The 19,905-nt window shown below is 72.7% G+C and carries 23 protein-coding genes and 1 tRNA gene; 8 read left to right on the forward strand and 16 right to left on the reverse strand.

Going from position 1 to position 19,905, the window contains the following annotated elements; genetic code table 11:
• Position 1 precedes the first annotated feature (1 nt).
• Entirely contained in the window at positions 2 to 610 is a 609-nt protein-coding gene (locus tag FHS08_RS03645; RefSeq protein ID WP_167035534.1) for a TetR/AcrR family transcriptional regulator, read from the reverse strand.
• A 64-nt stretch (positions 611 to 674) separates the two neighbouring features.
• Here FHS08_RS03645 and FHS08_RS03650 point away from each other — a divergent pair, with 64 nt between their 5' ends.
• Complete coding sequence (locus FHS08_RS03650) at positions 675 to 1,265, forward strand: thymidine kinase (RefSeq protein ID WP_167035536.1); 591 nt, start codon at positions 675 to 677, stop codon at positions 1,263 to 1,265.
• A gap of 54 nt (positions 1,266 to 1,319) precedes the next feature.
• On the opposite strand, the gene FHS08_RS03655 is transcribed toward FHS08_RS03650, so the two are convergent.
• Positions 1,320 to 1,772, reverse strand: coding sequence for an Hsp20/alpha crystallin family protein (locus FHS08_RS03655; RefSeq protein WP_167035538.1), 453 nt, complete (start codon positions 1,770 to 1,772; stop codon positions 1,320 to 1,322).
• 369 nt (positions 1,773 to 2,141) lie between these two features.
• On the opposite strand from FHS08_RS03655, the gene FHS08_RS03660 reads away from it, so the two are divergent.
• Positions 2,142 to 3,269 carry a hypothetical protein gene (locus FHS08_RS03660; RefSeq protein ID WP_167035540.1) on the forward strand — a complete coding sequence of 376 codons (1,128 nt, stop codon included), beginning with the start codon at positions 2,142 to 2,144 and terminating at the stop codon, positions 3,267 to 3,269.
• A 694-nt stretch (positions 3,270 to 3,963) separates the two neighbouring features.
• On the opposite strand, the gene FHS08_RS03665 is transcribed toward FHS08_RS03660, so the two are convergent.
• From FHS08_RS03665 to FHS08_RS03680, 4 genes are all read right to left on the reverse strand, one after another.
• Positions 3,964 to 5,463: an L-serine ammonia-lyase, iron-sulfur-dependent, subunit alpha gene (locus FHS08_RS03665; protein WP_167035542.1), complete on the reverse strand. Its 1,500-nt coding sequence runs from the start codon at positions 5,461 to 5,463 to the stop codon at positions 3,964 to 3,966.
• Between the two features lie 113 nt (positions 5,464 to 5,576).
• Positions 5,577 to 5,942, reverse strand: coding sequence for a VOC family protein (locus FHS08_RS03670; RefSeq protein ID WP_167035544.1), 366 nt, complete (start codon positions 5,940 to 5,942; stop codon positions 5,577 to 5,579).
• 135 nt (positions 5,943 to 6,077) lie between these two features.
• Positions 6,078 to 6,150, reverse strand: a tRNA-Arg gene (locus FHS08_RS03675).
• A 72-nt stretch (positions 6,151 to 6,222) separates the two neighbouring features.
• Entirely contained in the window at positions 6,223 to 6,795 is a 573-nt protein-coding gene (locus FHS08_RS03680; RefSeq protein ID WP_167035546.1) for an asparagine synthase, read from the reverse strand.
• A 188-nt stretch (positions 6,796 to 6,983) separates the two neighbouring features.
• On the opposite strand from FHS08_RS03680, the gene FHS08_RS03685 reads away from it, so the two are divergent.
• Positions 6,984 to 7,184 carry a hypothetical protein gene (locus FHS08_RS03685; RefSeq protein ID WP_167035548.1) on the forward strand — a complete coding sequence of 67 codons (201 nt, stop codon included), beginning with the start codon at positions 6,984 to 6,986 and terminating at the stop codon, positions 7,182 to 7,184.
• Between the two features lie 90 nt (positions 7,185 to 7,274).
• On the opposite strand, the gene FHS08_RS03690 is transcribed toward FHS08_RS03685, so the two are convergent.
• Complete coding sequence (locus FHS08_RS03690; protein ID WP_167035551.1) at positions 7,275 to 8,213, reverse strand: aldose 1-epimerase family protein; 939 nt, start codon at positions 8,211 to 8,213, stop codon at positions 7,275 to 7,277.
• A gap of 246 nt (positions 8,214 to 8,459) precedes the next feature.
• On the opposite strand from FHS08_RS03690, the gene FHS08_RS03695 reads away from it, so the two are divergent.
• Positions 8,460 to 9,305, forward strand: coding sequence for an NAD-dependent epimerase/dehydratase family protein (locus FHS08_RS03695; protein WP_167035552.1), 846 nt, complete (start codon positions 8,460 to 8,462; stop codon positions 9,303 to 9,305).
• A gap of 36 nt (positions 9,306 to 9,341) precedes the next feature.
• Here FHS08_RS03695 and FHS08_RS03700 read toward each other — a convergent pair whose 3' ends face one another.
• Positions 9,342 to 9,998, reverse strand: a complete 657-nt coding sequence (locus tag FHS08_RS03700; RefSeq protein WP_167035554.1) for an alcohol dehydrogenase catalytic domain-containing protein — start codon at positions 9,996 to 9,998, stop codon at positions 9,342 to 9,344.
• 80 nt (positions 9,999 to 10,078) lie between these two features.
• On the opposite strand from FHS08_RS03700, the gene FHS08_RS16750 reads away from it, so the two are divergent.
• Positions 10,079 to 10,714: a PLP-dependent aminotransferase family protein gene (locus tag FHS08_RS16750; protein ID WP_243847211.1), complete on the forward strand. Its 636-nt coding sequence runs from the start codon at positions 10,079 to 10,081 to the stop codon at positions 10,712 to 10,714.
• Positions 10,711 to 11,316 (forward strand): DnaJ family domain-containing protein, encoded by a 606-nt coding sequence (locus FHS08_RS03710; protein WP_167035556.1) that lies wholly within the window; start codon positions 10,711 to 10,713, stop codon positions 11,314 to 11,316. The genes FHS08_RS16750 and FHS08_RS03710 overlap by 4 nt, the downstream gene beginning before the upstream one ends.
• A gap of 21 nt (positions 11,317 to 11,337) precedes the next feature.
• Here FHS08_RS03710 and FHS08_RS03715 read toward each other — a convergent pair whose 3' ends face one another.
• Positions 11,338 to 11,556: a hypothetical protein gene (locus tag FHS08_RS03715; protein WP_167035558.1), complete on the reverse strand. Its 219-nt coding sequence runs from the start codon at positions 11,554 to 11,556 to the stop codon at positions 11,338 to 11,340.
• 88 nt (positions 11,557 to 11,644) lie between these two features.
• Here FHS08_RS03715 and FHS08_RS03720 point away from each other — a divergent pair, with 88 nt between their 5' ends.
• Positions 11,645 to 12,190, forward strand: coding sequence for a ribonuclease H family protein (locus FHS08_RS03720; RefSeq protein WP_167035560.1), 546 nt, complete (start codon positions 11,645 to 11,647; stop codon positions 12,188 to 12,190).
• A 150-nt stretch (positions 12,191 to 12,340) separates the two neighbouring features.
• On the opposite strand, the gene FHS08_RS03725 is transcribed toward FHS08_RS03720, so the two are convergent.
• The 7 genes from FHS08_RS03725 to FHS08_RS03755 are packed head-to-tail and all read right to left on the reverse strand — an operon-like array spanning position 12,341 to position 18,889.
• Entirely contained in the window at positions 12,341 to 13,966 is a 1,626-nt protein-coding gene (locus FHS08_RS03725; protein WP_167035562.1) for an alkaline phosphatase family protein, read from the reverse strand.
• Positions 13,967 to 13,974: 8 nt separating this feature from the next.
• Complete coding sequence (locus FHS08_RS03730) at positions 13,975 to 14,715, reverse strand: RibD family protein (protein ID WP_167035564.1); 741 nt, start codon at positions 14,713 to 14,715, stop codon at positions 13,975 to 13,977.
• Positions 14,712 to 15,701, reverse strand: coding sequence for a lysylphosphatidylglycerol synthase transmembrane domain-containing protein (locus FHS08_RS03735; RefSeq protein ID WP_167035566.1), 990 nt, complete (start codon positions 15,699 to 15,701; stop codon positions 14,712 to 14,714). Before FHS08_RS03735 ends, FHS08_RS03730 begins: the two co-directional genes overlap by 4 nt.
• Positions 15,689 to 16,498 (reverse strand): SAM-dependent methyltransferase, encoded by an 810-nt coding sequence (locus FHS08_RS03740; protein ID WP_167035568.1) that lies wholly within the window; start codon positions 16,496 to 16,498, stop codon positions 15,689 to 15,691. The genes FHS08_RS03735 and FHS08_RS03740 overlap by 13 nt, the downstream gene beginning before the upstream one ends.
• Complete coding sequence (locus FHS08_RS03745) at positions 16,495 to 17,511, reverse strand: glycosyltransferase (protein ID WP_167035570.1); 1,017 nt, start codon at positions 17,509 to 17,511, stop codon at positions 16,495 to 16,497. Before FHS08_RS03745 ends, FHS08_RS03740 begins: the two co-directional genes overlap by 4 nt.
• A complete protein-coding gene (locus FHS08_RS03750; protein WP_167035572.1) occupies positions 17,508 to 17,903 on the reverse strand; it encodes a 6-pyruvoyl trahydropterin synthase family protein in 396 nt (131 codons plus the stop codon). Before FHS08_RS03750 ends, FHS08_RS03745 begins: the two co-directional genes overlap by 4 nt.
• On the reverse strand, positions 17,900 to 18,889 hold the full coding sequence (locus tag FHS08_RS03755) for a zinc-dependent alcohol dehydrogenase (RefSeq protein WP_167035574.1): 990 nt from the start codon (positions 18,887 to 18,889) through the stop codon (positions 17,900 to 17,902). Before FHS08_RS03755 ends, FHS08_RS03750 begins: the two co-directional genes overlap by 4 nt.
• 71 nt (positions 18,890 to 18,960) lie before the next feature.
• Here FHS08_RS03755 and FHS08_RS03760 point away from each other — a divergent pair, with 71 nt between their 5' ends.
• Positions 18,961 to 19,692: a CDP-alcohol phosphatidyltransferase family protein gene (locus FHS08_RS03760; protein ID WP_167035576.1), complete on the forward strand. Its 732-nt coding sequence runs from the start codon at positions 18,961 to 18,963 to the stop codon at positions 19,690 to 19,692.
• The last annotated feature ends 213 nt before the right edge of the window (positions 19,693 to 19,905 follow it).

Genomic DNA, 19,905 nt, shown 5'->3' on the forward strand with positions numbered 1-19,905 from the left:
CCTATCCCGTCAGGTAGTGCTGGACATTGGGGGCGACGCGGGCGACGAGATCGTCGACGGATGCCTCCGCCAGCGCCGGCAGCTTCAGGATGTAGCGCGTCACGATGAGCCCCGCGATCTGCGAGCCGACCAGGCTCGCGCGCAGCTCGGCATCCGGAGTCCCGAGCTCCGCCGCGATCCGGCCGATGAGCTCGCGCGCGAGGAATCCCGCGAGCATCGGGGTTGCGAGCCTGTTGCCGATCGCTCCGCGCATGAGCGCAGTGCCGCGCTTGCGGACGTCGGGCTTCTCCCACTCGGTCAGCACGTAGCGCACGATGCGCTCGCCGAGCTCGTCGCGAGGCCCCGCGAGGATGAGCGGGATCTGGATGTCGGGACGCATCGGCGCGCCGATGGTCTCGGCGAACAGGTCGGCCTTCGTCCCGAAGTAGTGGTGCACCAGGGCCGAGTCGACGCCCGCGCGGGACGCGATGCCGCGCATGGTGGCTGCGTCGTACCCGAGCTCGCCGAACTCCTCCTCGGCCGCCGCGAGGATGCGCTCCCGAGCGCCCGACGTCCCGCCCCGCGGCCGACCGCGCCGGCGCTTCGTCGACGGGGCGGCGTGCTCTGGCATGGCGTCAGCCTACGCGCGGGGCCGGGGCTCGGCATCCGTGTCGACCGGACGTAGTGTGAGCCGCATGCACACTCGCACTCAGGCTCGACTGCAGGTGGTGGCCGGCCCGATGTTCGCCGGCAAGTCCGAGGAGCTGATGCGCCGGGTCCGCCGCGCCCGGATCGCCGGGCTCGCCGTCGAGGTGGTCAGCCATGCGCTCGACGACCGTCGCGGCGCGGGGCAAGTCAGCTCCCACTCGGGGCTGAGCGTGCCGTCGCACGCCGTCGCAGACGTCGACGCGCTGGTGGCGGCCGTGCGCGCTCGGCGCCTCGACATCGTGGCCATCGACGAGGCGCAGTTCTTCGGCCACGGCCTCGTCGCCGCGGTCGACGAGCTCGTGGCCGACGGTGTCATGGTCATCGTGGCCGGGCTGTGCGTCACGTTCGACGGACGCCCGTTCGAACCGCTGCCCGCGCTCATGGCGGTCGCCGAGGACGTCGTCAAGCTGACGGCGGTCTGCGCGGTGTGCGGTGAGGATGCCGCGTTCCACGAGCGGATCCTCGCAGGCGACGTGGGCGATCCGAACGTGCCGACTCGCGCGCAGGTGGGCGGCGTCGAGACGTATCAGGCGCGGTGCCGGCGCCACTTCCGCGGCGGCCCGCGCGCTCCTGCATGAACGACGGATGCCCCGTCCCGGGAGGACGAGGCATCCGTTCCAGAGCGCGCCGGACTACTGCTCGATCGGCTGCGGCGCGTCGGTCTCGTGCGTCGTGATGGTCGAGGCGCCCGCATCGGACACGACCTCGATCTTGCGCGGCTTGGCCTTCTCGCTGACCGGGATCGTCACACTCAGCACGCCGTTGGTGTAGCTCGCGGCGATGCGCTCGGTGTCGATCCCCTGGCCGAGGTTGAGCTGACGCAGGAAGCTCGCGGCCTCGCGCTCGCGCGTGATCCACTTGACGCCGTCGCCCTCGGTGAGAGTGCGCTCGGCGCGGATCGTCAGCAGCTGGCCGTCGACGTCGATGTCGACCGATCCCGGGTCGACGCCCGGCAGGTCGGCGGTCAGCACATAGTGGTCGCCGTCGCGGTAGAGGTCCATCGGCATCCGGCGGGGCCCGCGGCGCGTGTCGAAAAGACTCGACGCCAGACGGTCGAGGTCACGGAAAGGGTCGTACGTGGCCATGTTGTCTCCTTGGTCGAAGTGGTCTCAAAGTTGAGCCAAGTCGGCTCAACTGTGTTCAGATTAGCACTCTCCCCATGAGAGTGCCAATAGTTGGCGCTGGTGGCTACCCGGCGAGAGCTACCCGGCGAGAATGTGCGCCGAATGGGCGCCCGCAGGCCGCGGACCCGACCACCTGTGACACCTTCAGGACGCCGCCGCCGGGCCGTCCGACGAGAATGTGCGCCGAATGGGCGGTTGCGAGGCGCCGACCCGACCATCTGTGACACCTTGCTGCATGGACACTTCTCCCCAGGCACGAGACCGGCGTGATTGTCCACACTCAGCGCGCGAGCAGGCCCGGCACGCGGAGCGCGCGATCAGAGTGAAGGGATGCCGCGGCCCCCCTCTCCACTCCCCGATGAGCTCGGCGACGCGTTCACACGCGCCGACGGCCTCGCCGCCGGAGTCACCGCCCGGCGGCTGCGAGCCAAGGACCTCGAGTCGCCGTTCCACGGTGTTCGGCAGCGGCCCGTGGCCGAGCCTCGACGGGCGGCGGCATCCGCTCGGCAGCCGCAGTGGGCGGCCGAGGCCACGCGCACGGGAGAAGGGTCGCGGGCGACTGAGGCCAGGCGGACGGGAGAAGCGCAGCGGGCGGCCGAGGCCGCTCGGGCGGGAGAAGGGACGCACGGCGACGCCGTCGAGTCCAGCCCGCCGCTTGCTGTCGATCGGATGACGCGCAAGGCCGTGCTGCGGCGTGCGCGCGCCTACCGCGAGGTGATGGCCGAGCAGGCGTTCTTCGTGGGCCGCTCGGCGGCGGTCGCCTACGGACTCCCGATCGCGCACAGCGGCGAGCTGGAGGTGGGTGTACGTGCGCCGGCCACCGCGCCGCGAGGCCGCGGCATCCGCGGGATCAAGGTGCAGCCTGCGTTCGTGCACGTGCGCGACCACGAGGGGCTGCGCATGTCGAGCCCTGCGTCGACGTGGGCGATGCTGGGGCGCGAGCTGAGCGTGCGCGAGCTCGTGATCGTCGGCGACGCCGTCGTACGGATCCCGCGCGACGATCGCGGTCGACCGCAGCCCGACGAGCAGCTCGCGACCATCGCACAGCTGCAGCGCGCGGTGCAGGCAGGTCCACGTCGCGGGGTGGAGAGGCTGCGCGAGGCCTTGGTGCACATCCGCGTGGGCAGCTCCTCTCCCCTCGAGACGGAATACCGCCTCGATGCCGCGACGGCCGGCCTGCCCGAGCCGGAGCTGGACGTCGCGATCCGCGACCGGCATGGTGCACTGCTCGGAGTCACCGAGGTCGTCTACCGCGAGCAGCGGACGCTCGTCGAGATCGAAGGCGACCACCACCGCACCGACAAGAGGCAGTGGGACCGCGACATCGAGAAGTACGCCGCCTATGTCGCCGAGGGATGGGAGGTCGTGCGTCTCACCGCGCGGCACATCCGGGGTCGGCATCCGCGTGCCGCGGGCATGGTGGGCGACGTGCTGGCTCGTCGCGCCCAGCGCCCCTGACTGACACGCGCGCCGGCACCGCGCGAGTTTGTGCGCCATGTGGTCGCCTGCGCTGCCGCGAGGCGACCACGTGTGACACATCCTTCGCGGTCCGGGGCGAGTACGGGGGCCAGATGGTCTCGTGGGCAGGAGCGAGGCGACCAGGTGCGAGACATTCTCGGACGGCCAGAGGACCAGAGGGCCAGAGGTCAGGGCAGGGGCAGGGGCCAGGAGCCAGAGATCCAGAGAGGGCAGCGCCAGGAGCCAGAGATCCAGAGAGGGCAGCGCCAGAAGCCAGAGATCCAGAGAGGGCAGCGCCAGAAGCCAGAGATCCAGGAGCCAGGAGCCAGGAGCATCAGAGGACCAGGGGCAGGACCAGGCCAGGGGCAGGACCAGGCCAGGGGCAGGACCAGGCCAGGGGCAGGACCAGGCCAGGGGCAGGACCAGGCCAGGGTCAGGACCAGGCCAGAGTCAGGACCAGGCCAGAGTCAGGACCAGGCCAGAGTCAGGACCAGGCCAGAGTCAGGACCAGGCCAGAGTCAGGACCAGGGGCTCGGACAGGACCAGGACCAGGACCAGGGGCGGGACCAGGACCAGGACCAGGACCAGGACCAGGGGCTCGGGCAGGACCAGGGGCCGGGGGCCGGGGCCCGGGGTCCGGGGGCCGGGGTCCGGGGTCCGGGGCCCGGGAAGGATGCGCAGAGCGGGCGCGGCATCAGCACTCGATGACGTTGACCGCCAGGCCGCCCTCGCTCGTCTCCTTGTACTTCGTCGACATGTCGATGCCGGTCTGGCGCATCGTCTCGACCACGGCATCCAGCGACACGTAATGCGAGCCGTCGCCGCGCAAGGCGAGGCGCGCGGCCGTGACGGCCGTCGACGCGGCGATGGCGTTGCGCTCGATGCACGGGATCTGCACGAGCCCTCCGACGGGGTCGCACGTGAGGCCCAGGTGATGCTCCATCGCGATCTCGGCGGCGTTCTCGATCTGACGGGTCGTGCCGCCCATGACGGCCGTCAGCCCGCCCGCGGCCATGGCGCAGGCCGATCCGACCTCGGCCTGACAGCCGCCCTCGGCGCCCGATATCGACGCGTTCGCCTTGAAGAGCGACCCGAGCGCCGCCGCCGTGAGGAGGAAGCGACGGATGCCGCGCCGCCGGTTCAGCTCGGCGACGGCCTCCTCGCTCAGCGTGTCGACGAGCACGGGTCCGAGCTGCTGCCGGCCGGGGAACCCGAGCAGGGCGCTGCCGACGAGCTCGCCGTACGGCGTCACGGCGTTGCCGGAGCCGAGGCCCGAGTCGGCCATGAACCGCCACCAGTACATCGCGACGGCGGGCACGATCCCGGCCGCGCCGTTCGTGGGGGCGGTCACGACCCGGCCACCCGCCGCGTTCTCCTCGTTGACCGCGAGCGCGAACGCGCCGAGCCATTCGCCGGGAAGCTCCCGACGGCCGTCGGCTTCGGCATCCTCCAGCTGCGCGCGGATCGCCGCGGCGCGGCGCTTGACCTTGAGCATGCCGGGAAGCACCCCGCCCGACGCGAGCCCCGCCTCCACGCAGCCGGCCATCGCGTCCCAGATGGCGTCGAGCCCCGCCGCGATCTCCTCGTCGGAGCGCAGGGCCGCCTCGTTGAGTCGCGCCGCCTCCGCGATCGTGATGCCGCGCTCGTCGCAGAGCGCGATGAGCTCCTCCGCCGAGTCGAACGACAGCGGATAGGGATGCGCCGCGACCGTGAGCGCCTCGCCCTCGCGCCGGATGAACCCTCCGCCGACCGAGTAGTACGTCTCCTCCGCGAGCACCGCGCCCTCGGCATCGAGCGCCGAGAGCGTCATGGCGTTGGGATGACCCGGCAGCCGCGTGCGCGGCACGAACGTCACGTCGGACTTCGCGAACGGCACGGGATGCGTGCCGGCCAGGACGAGCGCCCGCCCGTCCGGCCAGTCCGTCCACGCCGAGCGGACGGCATCCGGATCCACCGTCTCCGGCTCGAGCCCCAGGAGTCCGGCCACGACCGCGTCGGGCGTGCCGTGGCCGATGCCGGTCGCGCCGAGGGATCCGTACAGCACGCAGGTCACGCGGGCCGCTCGGGCGAGGGCGCCCGCCGAGCGCAGCCGCGCGGCGAAGTCATGGCCGGCGCGCATCGGACCCACGGTGTGGGAGCTGGAGGGACCCACACCGATGGAGAACAGCTCGAACGCTGAGACGTAGGCGCTCACACGCTCAGGCTACGCTCTCGCGGCGGCAGGATGCCTCGCTCGAGGCGAGAAGTCCGCGCAGGATGCGGCATCCCGATCGCACGGCCTCCGCATTGTGCGCTGAAGGAGGACCGTCACGGGCGCTGGAAGGCGACGAGGCCGACCGTGTTCGACTCGGAGTCCTTGATGAAGGCCTGCCACTCGTCATGACCCGCGGGCCCGAGCGCGTCGTCGTCGTGCGTGAAGATGACGTGCGGCGGTGAGACGACCGTCGCGATCCCGTCGAGTCGCTCGAGGGCCTCGTGCACGTTGTCGACCCGCAGGTAGAGGACCGCCGAGGGCGCCTCTTTGTCGAGCAGCAGCCGGACGCCGTCGAGATCGAAGAACAGCAGCCCCGGCGGATCGAATCTCGCCGTGGGCTCGCTCTGGAGGAGGATCGTGTAGAAGGCGGCCGCGCGGTCGAGATCCTCGGCGCGCTGGGCCACCTGGACGAGCTGCATGGCGAGTCCCCCTCGTGTCGCGACGGATGCCGCCGCTCACGCTAGCACCGGGCGGTGCCCCGGAGACGCGAAAGGCCCCGGAGACGCGAAAGGCCCCGGCGAACCGGGGCCTTTCACCACTGTCTCAACACAGTGTGCGCCCGAAGAGACTCGAACTCCCAACCTTCTGATCCGTAGTCAGATGCTCTATCCATTGAGCTACGGGCGCTCGGTTCGCCCTCACGAGCAAACCGACGTCCAGCATAGCCGACGGCGGCGCGACTCGCGAATCGACGGGGCCTCAGCCCTCGGCCGCTGCGGCGGCTGCGCCCTCCGCGAGCTTGCGGCGGTGGGCCGCGAGCCTCGGGATGTCGATCATCCGCAACGACTGCATGCGCGCCTCGCGCATCGTCGCGTAGTCGGGGTCGAGCTCGGGGCGCAGCGCCTCCGCCTGCAGCCGGCGCTGGAGGTTCGACTCGACATCGCCCCACGCGGCATCCCGCGACTCCTCGATGAGTCGCCGCACGGCATCCGTGTCCTGCGCCTGCGCCCGCAGGTGCCTGGCGACTCCGACGTACTGGCGGTGGCGCTTGCGCAGGTTGCCCGTGTCGCGGTCGCGGTAGTCGTGCGTCCCGTCCGGGTCGCTGTGCCGGCCCCACGCCTTCTTGCGCTGCTTCAGCGTGCGCTCGGCGGCCTTCTCGTGCTCACGCGCGAGCCGCTCGAGGGTCTTGCAGGCGAACGGCACGAACAGCTCGACGTCGAACGGCTCGTCGTTCGCGATCGTCTCCACGAGGATGCGGTTGCGCACGGCGAGGCGCGCCGCGGCCGCGGCGATCGACATCCCCTCCGCGATCGCGTCCGCGGTCCGCCCCATCTTCCGCCACCTCCCACACACGAGGGTAACGGTCGGCGGCGCTGCGGAGCCCGGGAGAGGGTCGAGCACGGCTCGGCGGCGAGGGGGACGAGGCGTATCACGCGACCCTGCGGCGCGCAATCCCCCTGGTGAACCCTCCGGCGTCGCCTACCGTGACGGGACCGAGTCCTTCACGAGAGGAGCATCCGATGGGAATCATGGACGACGCGAAAGAGGCCGCGGAGACGACCGGCCGCAAGATCAAGGAAGCGTGGGAGGACACGACCGACAAGATCGGCGACAAGGTCGACGAGATGAAGGCCGACGCGAACGTCAAGAAGGCAGAGGCCGAGCGCGACTCCGTCGAAGCCCGCAACGACTTCAAGGAGAAGCTCCGCGACGAGGAGTGATCGCCGGATCGCGATCGCAGGAGGGGCCCCCGGACGATGGCGTCCGGGGGCCCTGTCGTGCGGCGCCGCCCATGCGACCCCGATGCCGTGTCAGAGCGCGGCGATGCGCCAGGACGCCTCGGCCGACGCGCCGGGCTCGAGCACGATGAGGCCCGTGTCGTAGTCGTACGAGTCCGCGTTGAACGCGTCCGGTGCGCACGTCATGGGCTCGACGGCGAGGCCGGCGCGGTGGCCTGGCGCGCCGGGGACGCCGTCGGCCGTGTGGACCTGAACCCACGGGCACGCGGCATCCCAGCTCATCTGCACGCCCGTGCCCGACGGGTCTGAGAGACGCACGACCGCGAGGCCGTCCTGTCCGCGCACGAGGCCCGTGAAGGCGTGGTCGAGCGCGACGGCGCCGATCGCGCGGGCCGCGCGGAAGTCGAAGCGGGCCGGATCGACGTCGACGCCCCGCAGCTCGGTCGGGCTCAGCCGGTCGTCGGTGAGGAGGACCTCGGCGGCGGGAAGCTCGAGGGTCCAGCTGTCGAGGGCGCCGGGCCCCGCGACGAGGTAGGGATGGGGGCCCGTCCCCCAGGGCGCGGCATCCGCGCTCTCGTTGCGGGCGGTCACTGTCTGCGTGAGCCCGTCGGCGCGCAGCGAGTACGTCGTCTCGACGACGACACGCCACGGATAGCCCGTCTGCGGCTCGACGACGGCTGCGAGGGTCACGTGACCCGAGCCCTTGTCGACCGTGTCGAACTCGAGCCACGGCGAGAGCCCGTGCAGCGCGTGTCCGCGGGCGGGCTCGGTGAGCGGCACCTGGTGCTCGGACCCGGCGAAGGAGTACGCGCCGTCGACGATTCGGTTGGGCCACGGCGCGAGGGTCACGCCGCGATAGGCGGGGCGAAGCTCGTCGGCGTCGAAGGGCACGACGAGGTCGCGCCCCTCGAAACGCAGCGACCGCAGCGAAGCGCCGACGCTCGCGACGACGGCTTCGTAGTCACCCGCCCGCAGGGCGTGCTGAGTTCCGGAGAGGGGGGTGCGTGCCATTGGTTCGATTCCCTGTGCGAGTCGGTGGTGGGGCTGATTCCAGCGAGCCGGCGCTGGATGCCGCACGCCGTCGTGGACTCGTCGATCACGACGAGGTCGGTCTTGGCGAGGTCGGTCTTGGCGAGGTCGGTCTTGGCGAGATCGCGGAGCACCTCGATGCCGACGGCGGCCGACACGACAGCCGACATAACAGTATGGTGCGCAACGCCCGTCCGTCGCACGCCGCCGTCGTGGCACGCTGGGAGCATGCGCATCGCACTCACGGGATCTTCGGGCAAGCTGGGCGCCGTCGTCGCCAGGGAACTCCGCACAGCAGGGCACGACGTCATCGGGATGGACGTCGTGGGTGCCCGCGGCCACGACTTCGTCGAGGTCGACCTCACCGACTACGGCCAGGTCGTCGACGCGTTCACGTCGGTGAACGACCGCCACGACGGGATCGACGCCGTCGTGCATCTCGCGGCGATCCCGGCACCCGGCATCCGAAGCGACGTCGCGACCTTCCACAACAACATGCCCGCGACGTTCAACGTCTTCTGGGCGGCCGTGCGGCTCGGCATCCGGCGCATCGTCTACGCGTCGAGCGAGACGGTGCTCGGCCTCCCGTTCGACGTGCCGCCGCCGTATGTGCCCGTCGACGAGGAGTATCCGGCCCGGCCCGAGTCGGTGTACTCGCTCGTGAAGCACCTCGAGGAGCAGCTCGCGATCGAGCTCGTGCGGTGGCATCCTGACCTGTCGATCACGGCGCTGCGCTTCTCGAACGTCATGGTCCCGGAGGACTACGCCGCATTCGGCGCGTTCGACGCCGACGCGCGGCGTCGCAAGTGGAACCTGTGGGGGTACATCGACGCGCGAGACGGCGCCCAGGCCGTGCAGCGCGCCCTCGAGGTCGCTCCCGCCGGGTTCGACCGGTTCATCATCGCGGCGGCCGACACCGTCATGAGCCGCCCCGACGACGAGCTGCTCGCCGAGGTCTTCCCCGACGTGCCGCGCAAGAGAGAGTTCGGGCCGAACGACACGCTGCTGTCGATCGAGAAGGCCCGTCGCCTCCTCGGCTACGAGCCGCGGCACTCGTGGCGCGATCACGTCTGACACGATCACGTCTGACGCGTCCCCGCGCGCTGGCGGCTACGGCCGGACGAGCACCTTGAGGGCCTCGCGCGCATCCATCGCACGGTAGGCCCCTGGGGTCTCGTCGAGAGGCACCTCGCGGTCGAACACACGGCCCGGGTCGACCGAGCCGTCGAGGACGCCGGGCAGGAGCCGCTCGATGTACGCACGGACGGGCGCGACGCCGCCCGTGACGGCGGCGTGCCAGCCCGTGCCGTAGACGTCGGAGAGCGTCAGCAGCGACGGGACGAGCGACTCGTCGACCGCCGCGTGGACGACGACGAGCGTGCCGTCGGCCTGCGGCACGCGCACGGCCTCGGCCTGGCCGCCGACCCCCGGCGCCGTGCCGAACACGCCGCCGTGACGGCACGAGGTCTGCAGCCCCTCACGGCAGAAGTCGCACGTGCCGTCCGACCACACGAACGGCGCGATGACGAAGTCGCCGCGGCGGATCGTCGTCACCTCGGCCCCGACATCCTCCACGATGCCGACGAACTCGTGGCCCATCGCTCGCCCAGCCGGGGTCTCGGGCAGGCTGTGGAAGGGATGCAGGTCGCTTCCGCACACGCACGCCGCCGTCACCCGCACGAGCGCATCGGTCGGCCGCTCGATCGAGGCGTCGGGCACCTCGATGACGCGCACGTCGCCGGCTCCGAACATGTAGGTCGCACGCATGGGGCTCCTCCGTCAGCTCTGCTCCGATTCAAGCAGGGATGACTCCGCCCTCGGTCCCGCGAAGATCCTAGGCTCGGAGCATGCGCCGCATCCCGGTCGATGAACGCGACTCCATGTGGGAGGCGCACGGCGCGCGCTATCGCATGTACACGTTCAGCGGCCCGCGCTACACCGTCGAGACGTTCGACCTCCGAGACACGACGCTCGACCGGGCGCTGGAGATGGGCGCGATCGCGACCCGTTCGGGGATGCTGTGGGCGCTCGCGCTCGTCGTCGACGCCGAGCGCGGACGCGGGCTCGTGTGGCTCTCGGGCATGGACTATCACGACCACCCGCGCACGGCGGCCGAGTGGCAGCAGCGTCGGCGCATGCAGGACAGGTACCTCGCAGAGCGGAGCAGCCGCCGCGAGCGCGTCACGCTGCCCGACGGGCGTCGCGTCATCCGCCTCATGCCCGAGTGGGGCGTCACGTGGCCTCTGTGGGAGAGCTTCACGGATGCGCATCTGCTCGACGCGGCCGATCTCGGGCTGAGCGACGAGCTCTCGGAGGCGCTCCGCGCGTGGAACGCCGAGTGGAACGACCGCTCCGAGACCGAGCCGCTGCGCGATCGGGCTGCCTGGCTCGCGGAGGGCCGGCGACTCCACGCCGCGCTCCAGGCCGAGGTCGCCGCGTTCGCCGAGGTGCGGCCGGAGTTCGGAGGGGAGGGAGAGCCGTGAGCGACGACCCGCGCGAGGCCGCGACGCGGTACCGGATCGAGCGCGAGCTGCGCGAGCAGGGGCTGATCGACGAGGAGACGGATGCCGCATCCCCTCCGACGGACTCGGGGATCGGTTCGGCGAAGCCGGGCACCCCGACCTCGGCCGACCGCGCCGCCTATGTCGAGACGGCGATCCAGCAGGCGATCCGCCGGGGCGACTTCGACGACCTTCCCGGATACGGCAAGCCCCTCGAAGGGCTCGGCGACCACCACGACCCGGACTGGTGGATCCGCCGCAAGATCCAGACCGAGCAGCTGCGCGGCCTCGGGCCGCCCGCGCTGACGCTCCGCGTCGAGCATGCCGAGTTCGCCGAGCGCGTCGACGCGCTCACGCGCGAAGAGGACGTGCGCGAGTACGTCGAGGACTTCAACACGCGCGTCATCGAGGCGCGGCGTCAGCTCCTCGGCGGCCCGCCCGTCGTCACGCCGACGCACGAGGTCGAGGCGGAGGTCGTCGCGTGGCGCGAGCGGCGGGCGGCGCGAAGGGATGCCGAGACCGCCGCGACGGCGCAGGCCGAGGCATCCGCTCGCCGCCGCCCGTGGCTGCGCAGACGCCGCTGACGACGCCGTCCGGCGCGCACGCTACAGCGCGCCGATCCGCTCCTTGAGCACGGCGACCGTGTCGGCGGGCACCTGCCCCGCCGACATCGCGAGGAGCTGGTTCACGGGCAGGCTCTTGACGAACCCGATCATGGGGTGCGCGGGCAGCTCGGGGACGAGCTCGTCGATGATCGCGCGGGCCTGCGGATCGTCGAGCAGCTCGGCGAGGGTCGTGGTGTCGAGGTCGAAGCGGCCGGCCATGCGATCTCCTTCGATGTGCGGTCCTGCAAGGATGCCATGGAAGGATGCCATGGAAGGTCGCGGCATCCGATGCCGTTAACCTGGCTTGATGACTTCCGACAGCCCGTACATCGTCGCGACCGACGGCGCCTGCAAGGGCAACCCCGGCCCCGCGGGCTGGGCGTGGGTCGCCGAGGACGGCCATTGGGCGGCCGGATCGATCCCCGAGGGCACCAATAACATCGGCGAGCTTCTCGGGCTCCTGCACGCGATCGACGACCACCGCGACGTCGCGCACCTGGTCGTGCAGGCCGACTCGAGGTACGCGATCGACACGTACACGAAGTGGATGGACGGCCACCGCGCGCGCGGCTGGAAGACGTCGGCGAAGCAGCCCGTCAAGAACCGCGAGATCCTCGAGCAGCTCATCGCGGCCCGCGACGCGCGCCGAGCCGCGGGGCTTCCGGATGTCGTGCTCGAGCACGTGCGCGGGCACTCGGGGCACCGGCTGAACTCGTGGGCCGACGAGCGCGCCGTGCGCGCGTCGGAGCACGCCGCGAAGGGCGTCGCCTCGGCGTGGTCGTCGCTCGGAGCGCAGGATCGCATCGACGTGTCGGTCGCGCCCCCCAAGAGCGCAGAGGACCGCGTCCGGTAGCGCCGGGACGCGGCATCCGCCCCCGGTCACCCGGCCCCCGGTCACTCGGCATCCGCCCCCAAGTCACTCGGCATCCGCCCCCGGTCACTCGGCATCCGCCTGCGGTCACTCGGCATCCGGTCACTCGGCATCCGGTCACTCGGCATCCGGTCACTCGGCGCCGAAGGCGCGGAAGAACCGGTCCCGGAAGGCGTCCATCCGCCACACGGGGGCGTCGGGAGAGGGGCGGACGCCCTCGTCCCAGCCCCACGACGCGATGCGGTCGAGAACGGCGCGATCCTGCGCGATGATCGTGACGGGCACGTCGGCGGCGGCATCCGGCCCGCTCACGATCCGCGCAGGCTGATGGTCGCCCAGCACGACGAGCACGAGGCCGGGCTGATCGTGCTCGTGCAGGAACGAGAACATCGCCCCGAACGAGTACTCGATCGACTCGCCGTAGAGCCGCTGCACGGTCTTCGGGTCGCTCCACGCCTCGGCCGGCGAGAGGCCGCGCGAGGGCTGGGGATCGAACACCGACCCGTCGCCGAGCTCGTCCCACGGCACGAGCTCGGGCAGAGGGGTCCAGGGCGTGTGCGACGAGACCAAGTCGATCTCGGCCATCACCGGCTCGTGCGGCGCCGCGAGCTCCCGGTCGAAGAAGTGCTTCCACGTGTACTGGTCCGGCACGCGCGCGTAGCTGAAGGCCGGGCCGCGGTAGCCGACGTTGCGCGCGTTCAGCTGCGCGTCGTACCCGTAGAACGAGGCGCCGACCGACCACGGCGCGCCGTTGGACGGCACGTCCGCGACCGTGCGCCAGCCGGCCGCGCCGAAGGCTCCCGCGAGGGTCAGGCGGTCGGTCGACGTGACCTGGTCGTACTTCAGCTGCGAGTCGACCCACAGCCCGCTCTGCAGCGTCGCATGCGCGAGCCAGCTCACGCCGCCGAACGTCGGAGACGTCAGGAAGGCGCTCCGGGCGGAGTACCCGTCGCGCTCGAGCTGCCTGCCGCCGTCCTCCAGAACGCGGCCGACGCCCGCGGAGAAGGTCGTGCCTTCGACGGCTGCGCGCCCGTAGCTCTCGACGAACGCGATCACGACGTCCTTCCCGTCGAGCCCCGCCAGCAGCTCCTCCGCGGGGACGTCGCGGAACGGGTCCGCGCGCCGCGCCTGCTCGAACGCCGCCTGCTCGCGCAGGGCCGCGACGGTGCGCGACGACGTCGCCGCGACCGTGTCGACGGCACGGGATGCCGCGAACCGCGCGCCGGGCGCGATATCCGCCCCCGCGAGCGCGAAGGCCGTCCACACGGCGACCGCCGCCGCGAGGACGGCCCGTCCCCGCCCGTCGTGCCGGCGGACGACGTCGGCCGTGCGCAGCGCCGCCCACGCGATCCCGGCGACGCCGCCGGCAGCGGCCGCCACGACGAGGCCGAGCAGGAGCCCCGCGACGACGGGGCCCGCGGCATCCTGCACGACCCCATACGCATCCGCGACGCGCGGGCCGTCGCCGACGGGCTCGAAGGCGTGGTCGACGGTCGCGCGGAAGCCCGCGTCGAGCGCCGCGAGGACGATCGCGGCGACGACGAAGACGCCGAACGAGGCGGAGACCACGCGGCGCACGAGCACCCACGGGGTCGCGACGAGGACGAGCAGCACGGCGACCGACTCGAACGGCAGGGCGATCGCGGCGAGCGCAGCCCCCGCCGACAGGATGCCAGGGACGGCCGGTGCGACCACGAGCACGACGATCGCGACGACCGTGCGCGCCGCGGGGGGCACGCGGATCGCTCGCCGCCGCATCGAGCGCCTCAGGAGTGCGCGGGAAGGCGCTGCGCCGCCGACGACGCCGCGCCGACGGCGCCGAACCGGTCGGAGAGCGCGTACCGCAGCAGCACGACGTCGCCGATCGTCCGAGCCTCGGCGAGCGTCGCCCGGCGCGACGCCGTCCACGGGAACCGCGCCGCCTCGACGAACCGCGGAGCCCGCGCCTCGCCGACGAAGAACGGCGCGACGACGAGCTGCAGCTCGTCGACGAGGTCGGCGGAGAGGAACTGCGTGTGGAGCTTCCCGCCGCCCTCGACCATGAGTCGATGCACACCGCGGGAGTGCAGATCGGCGAGGACGTCGGTCATGTCCACGCGGGTCCCCGTGCCGAGTGGCACGACGGTGGCGACGGCGCCGAGGCGCATCGCGATGCGATCGCCCTGCTCCGCCGGGCAGTACACGAGCTTCTCGCTGTCGCCTGCCGCGAAGAACGCGGCCGTCGGCGCAAGGTCGCCGCTCGCGGTGACCGTGACCTTCGCGGGCGAGCACGGACGCCCGACGGCGGAGCGCAGCATCCGTCGCCCCTCGTCGCGGATGAGCAGACGCGGGTCGTCGCGGCGCACGGTGGAGGCGCCCACCATGATCGCGTCGCTCTCGGCGCGCACCTGATCGACGCGGTCGAAGTCGGCCGGGTTCGACATCGCAAGGCGCCGCGGATCGGCGCTGTCGAGATACCCGTCGATCGACATGGCGCAGCTGAGAGTGACGTAGGGACGATCGCTCATGCGGACGACTCCTGACGGAAGGCTACTCCGGTCTCGGGCCGTTCCGCCGGGAGAGCGACCCTCACGGCGCGTGGGCGGCGGGCGGATGCCGCGAGCACGGCCGCGCCCGGCAGCACCGCGATCGTCGCGAGGACGCCGAACGCCGTCGACGCGGCGACGCCGTCGGCAGCCCCCAGCCCGAGCATCGCGAACGCCCAGGCCGCGACGGTCTCGCGCGGCCCCCACCCGCCGATGCCGAGCGGGACCGAGCCCGCGAGCACCGTCAGCAGCGCGACGGCGACGAGCTGCGGCGGCGAGGCCGGCACGCCGACCGCGAGACATGCGACGACGAAGGTCGCGGCGTGGCACGCGACGACGACGATCGACGTCGCCGTGACGTACGCGATCACGCCGGCGCCGCCGAACGCGATCCGCGCGTGCGCGAGCTCGCGTCGCAGGGCGCGACGCAGCCGGGCGCTCGCCGCGCAGGCGACCGCGACGACCGCCGCTACGACGGCGGCGAGGCCGAGAGCGCCCGCGACCGGCTCGTACGCGCGCGCTCCGATGATCACGAGGACGGATGCCGCGAACACGAGCTGCACGATCTGCCCGCCGATCCGCTCGGCCGCGACGGCGCGGGACGCCTGCGCGACCCGCCCGACGTCGAGTCCGTGCGCGACCGCGCGGTGGACGTCGCCCACGACCCCGCCGGGCAGGACGCTGTTGAGCAGCTGCGAGCGGTAGCAGGCCGCGACGGCGGCGGACAGCCGGATCGGCACGTCGAGTCGGCGGGCGACGGTGTGCCAGCGCACGGCCGCCGCGACGGTCGCGACGGCCGACAGTGCGAGCGCCGCCGCCACCGTGAGCGGCGACACGGCGGCGAGACCGCGGACGAACGCGCCGCCGCCGACCGCCACGAGCACCGCGATCAGGATGCCGGCGCCCGCGCCTGCACGGAGGATCGCGCGGGCGCGCCGCGAGAGCGAGAGGAGCCTCAGCGCGGCCATGCGAGCACGTCCCGGTGGTCGACGACGACCGTGAGCTCGTCGCGGGCGAGCTGCCCTATCCGGCGCGCCCGGAACTCCTCCGCCCATTCCGACAGCGCCGGCCTCTGCTCGACGGCGGCCTCGATCCATCCCTCGAGCCATTCGGCGATGAGGTCTGCATCCGGCGCGGCGAGCGTCCACGGCGTGTCGGCGGCCTGCACGTCCCAGCCGGCCGCCGCGAACAGGTCGGCGACGACCCTGGGCGCATCGGGACCGAGCAGGCGCCGACCCTCCACCGCCCGCCGCTGATGACGATTGAAGGCGGCCTGGAAGATCCGGTCGGCCGGATCGACGGGGTCGAGCCGCACGAGCCCCGTGACGGTGAGGCTCGCGAGGAACGGCGCTCCCGTCGCACGACACGCCCGGACGATGCTCTCGAGCTCTTCGCGCGTCAGCACGTCGAGCAGCGCAGACGCCGTCACGAGGGAGGCTCCCGCGAGGTGGACGGCGTCGAGCCGCGCGAGGTCGCCGACGCGGGCCGAGACCGCGGCCGGCCGTCCGCCCGCGTCGAGCGCGGGCTCCGCAGCCGCGAGCAGTGCGGAGTTCCAGTCGTGCAGCATCCACGTCTGCGGGCCCGGCAGAAGGGGCGCCAGCCAGCGCATCATCGAGCCCGTGCCGCTGCCGAGGTCGTGGATCGCGAGCGGGCCGCGCGGCATCCTCTCCCCCACGAGGGCGGCGAGGCCCGCCGCGCGCGCCCGCGCATCGGCGGACTCGCGCAGCGTCAGCCATTCGGGCGCGACGATGACGATGTCGCTCATCGCACCGACTCCAGGACCTGTGCGACGTGCGCGACCGCCTCGTCCCAGCGGGGCAGGGTGTCGCGCTCGCGGACGGCGTCCGCCTTCAGGCGCGCCCGCAGCACCGGGTCGATCATCCACCGCCGCAGCGCGAGGCTCAGCGCGAACGGCTCGTCCGGCGGCAGGAGGACGACCGCGCGCCGGTCGCCGAACGCCTGAGGGATGCCGCCGGTCGCCGTCGCGACGACGGGGACGCCGTGGCGCAGCGCGTCGGCGATCGCGATGCCGTAGCTCTCGACCCGCGACGGCGCGACGAGCACGTCGGCCTCGGCGTACGCCTCTTCGAGCCCCTCGTCCGTCAGCACTCCGGCAAGGACCACGCGCCCGCCGATGCCGGCGTCCGCCGCGTCCGCCGCGATCCGATCGGCGAAGTCGGGATCCGTCTCGGTCGACCCCGCGATCGTGCATCGCCAGCCCTCGAGATCGCCCAGGTCGGCGAGGGCGCGCACGAGGAGGTCGTGCCCCTTGTGCGGGGCGACGACGCCCACCGCCAGGAGGTGCCCGCCCGTCGCCGTGCCTGCGGCCACGGGCGCGGCATCCGTCCCCGGGACGGCCACCTCGATGCGGTCGGGGTCGACGAGCCCCCGGCGGACGAGCTCCGCCCTGGTCCACGGGCTCGTCGCGATGACGCATCTGGCCGCCGCGAGCGCACGGCGCTCTCCGTCGGCGTCGGCGTCCGACAGCGCGGAGGCCAGCATGTGGGCCAGCACGACGACGGCGATGCGTCGCGAGGCGGCCTCGATCGCCGCGGGCGCCCGCACGGCGACGAGCCCGTCGACGAGCGCGAGCGCCCCGTCGGGGATCGCGGTGAGGACGCGCGCGACGTGCTCCTGGGCCGGCTCCACCGAGTCGACGCGCACGTCCCACCCCGTCAGCCGCAGCCCGTCACGCACGTGACGGTCGTAGACGCCGCCGCCGCTCACACGCGCGGGGTCATCGATCGCATCGGGCACGACGACGTGCACGACGGTCACACCGTCACCTCGCAGCTGGCCCACGCGAGGTGCGACTCGTGAAGCGTCGCGGTGATGGTCGAGATGCGTGCGCCTCCGAGTCCCCCCTCGCGCGCCGCCGCGGCGAGCCGTTCGGCCACGACCTGGCACAGGCGCTCGGTCGTCGTGTTCACGCCCGCGAAGTCGGGCTCGTCGTCGAGGTTGCGGTATGAGAGCGAGCCCGTGATCGCGCCCAGGACGGCCGATGCGCGCCCGATGTCGACGACGACGCCGTCGGCGTCCAGCTCCTCCGCGCGGAAGGTCGCGTCGACGACGTACGTCGCCCCGTGCAGCTGCTGGGCCGGGCCGAACGCCTCGCCCGTGAGGCTGTGCGCGATCATGACGTGATCGCGGACCGTGAGCGTGAACGTCATGCGTCCCTCCAGTCGATCGTGTGGCACAGCCCCTGCGACGACCCGTCGGCGAGCGCGGCCATGACCGTCGGCAGGTCCCGCCACGACGAGTCGTCGGTCAGCAGCGCGTCGAACGCGGGGTCGCGGAGCAGGCCGATGGCGAGCGCGAGCCGATCGGAAGGGGTTCGCGTGCCGCGGCGGCGCTGCGCGACGGCCCCCACCTGGCTCGCGCGGATCGTGAGCCTGCGCGCATGGAAGTCGCCGCCCAGATCGAGCCGCACGGGCCTGTCGCCGAACCAGCTCGCCTCGATCACCTCTCCGTCGGTCGCGACGGTCTGCAGCGCGTGCTGCAGGCCCGCCTCCGACGCGCTCGTGTCGACGACGAGATCGCGGCCGGGCGGAGCGTCGCCCGGGCCGCAGAACGCGACGCCGAGCCGCTGCGCGACACCCGCTCTCGACGGGTCGACGTCGACGAGCAGGACATCGAGGCCCGGGATGCCGCGGGCCAGCCGCGCGACGCAGCACCCGATCATGCCCGCCCCGACGATCGACACGCGGTCGCCGAGGAGGGGCGCGGCATCCCACAGCACGTTGACGGCCGTCTCGACGGCGCCCGCGAGCACGGCGCGCCGGGCGGGGACGTCGTCGGGAACGATCGTCACGGCGCGCGCAGGGACGACGAAGGCCGACTGGTGCGGGAAGAGCGCGAACACCGTGCGGCCGACCAGCCCGGCGGGACCCTGTTCGACGACGCCGACGTTGAGATAGCCGTACTTGACGGGCCACGGGAAGTCTCCGGACTGGAAGGGTGCGCGCATGCGCTCGCGCTCGGATGCCGGGACTCCGCCGCGCAGCACGACCGACTCCGTGCCCCTGCTGATGCCCGTGAAGAGCGTGCGCACGAGCACGTCGTCGCGACCCGGATCGGGCAGCTCCTCCTCGCGGAGCGTGCCGCGGCCGGGTCCGTCGACCCAGTACGCCGTCGCCCGCTCGGAGGCGCGCGTCATCGCGAGTGAACCATCCGGTGCCGCGGATCCGTGTCATCAGCGAGGTCCATGAGGAGAACACGGAGAACCCGGTGGGAAAGGTTCAACTCGGACCGGCGATCTCGGTCGTCGGCGGCGGCGTCGCGCTCGCGCTCGCGCATGTCGTCAGCCCGCTCTCGCCGCTCGGCTGGACGGTCGGGCTGGCCTATCTCGTCGCATCCAATGCGCTCGTCGGCGCAGGGCTGCGGCGCCGGCGCGCAGTTCGGTTCGGGTGGGGCAACGACGCGACGGCGACCCGCTCCGTCCTCGTCGGCGTGATCTCGGCGCTCGTCGCGACGTCGTTCACGACCTCGATCTCGGTGCCCCTGCTGATCGGGCTCGCCGCGCCCGCGCTCGCACTGGACGCCGTCGACGGGTGGCTCGCGCGGCGCACCGGCACCACGAGCGAGCTGGGCGCGCGGTTCGACATGGAGGTGGATGCCTTCCTCCTGCTCGCGCTGAGCATCTACGTCGCGCGATCCCTGGGCTGGTGGGTGCTCGCGATCGGCCTTCTGCGCTACGCCTTCGTCGCGGCGGGATGGCTCCTGCCCTGGATGCGCGCGACGCTCCCGCCGCGGTACTGGCGCAAGGTCGTCACGGCCGTCGCGGGCATCGCGCTGACGATCGCGGCATCCGGGCTCGCGCCGTCGTGGATGGGCGCGGGGATCGCGGGCGTCGCTCTCGCGCTGCTCGTCGAGTCGTTCGGACGCGACGTCGTCTGGCTGTGGCGGTCGCGGCGGTCAGCGGGCAGTCGGATGCCGCGCCGGGCCTGGGCCAGGCCGTGACGGCGGAGCGGGTCCCGGATCGCTCGCGGCGGGGTCCGCTCGCGCATCGTGCGCCGCCTTCATGCGCCGGTGGCCGAGAGGATGGGCTTCTCCCCCGCGTGGAGCGATGAGGTCGCCGCCTCCGTGCTGGCGATCCGCTCGCTCGCGGACGGCGGCTGACCCCGGGGCGGCCTCCCATGCTGAGCGTCTCCTGAAAGAACCTCTTGCGGACGG

The organism is Microbacterium ulmi (assembly GCF_011759705.1).
GTDB lineage: Bacteria > Actinomycetota > Actinomycetes > Actinomycetales > Microbacteriaceae > Microbacterium > Microbacterium ulmi.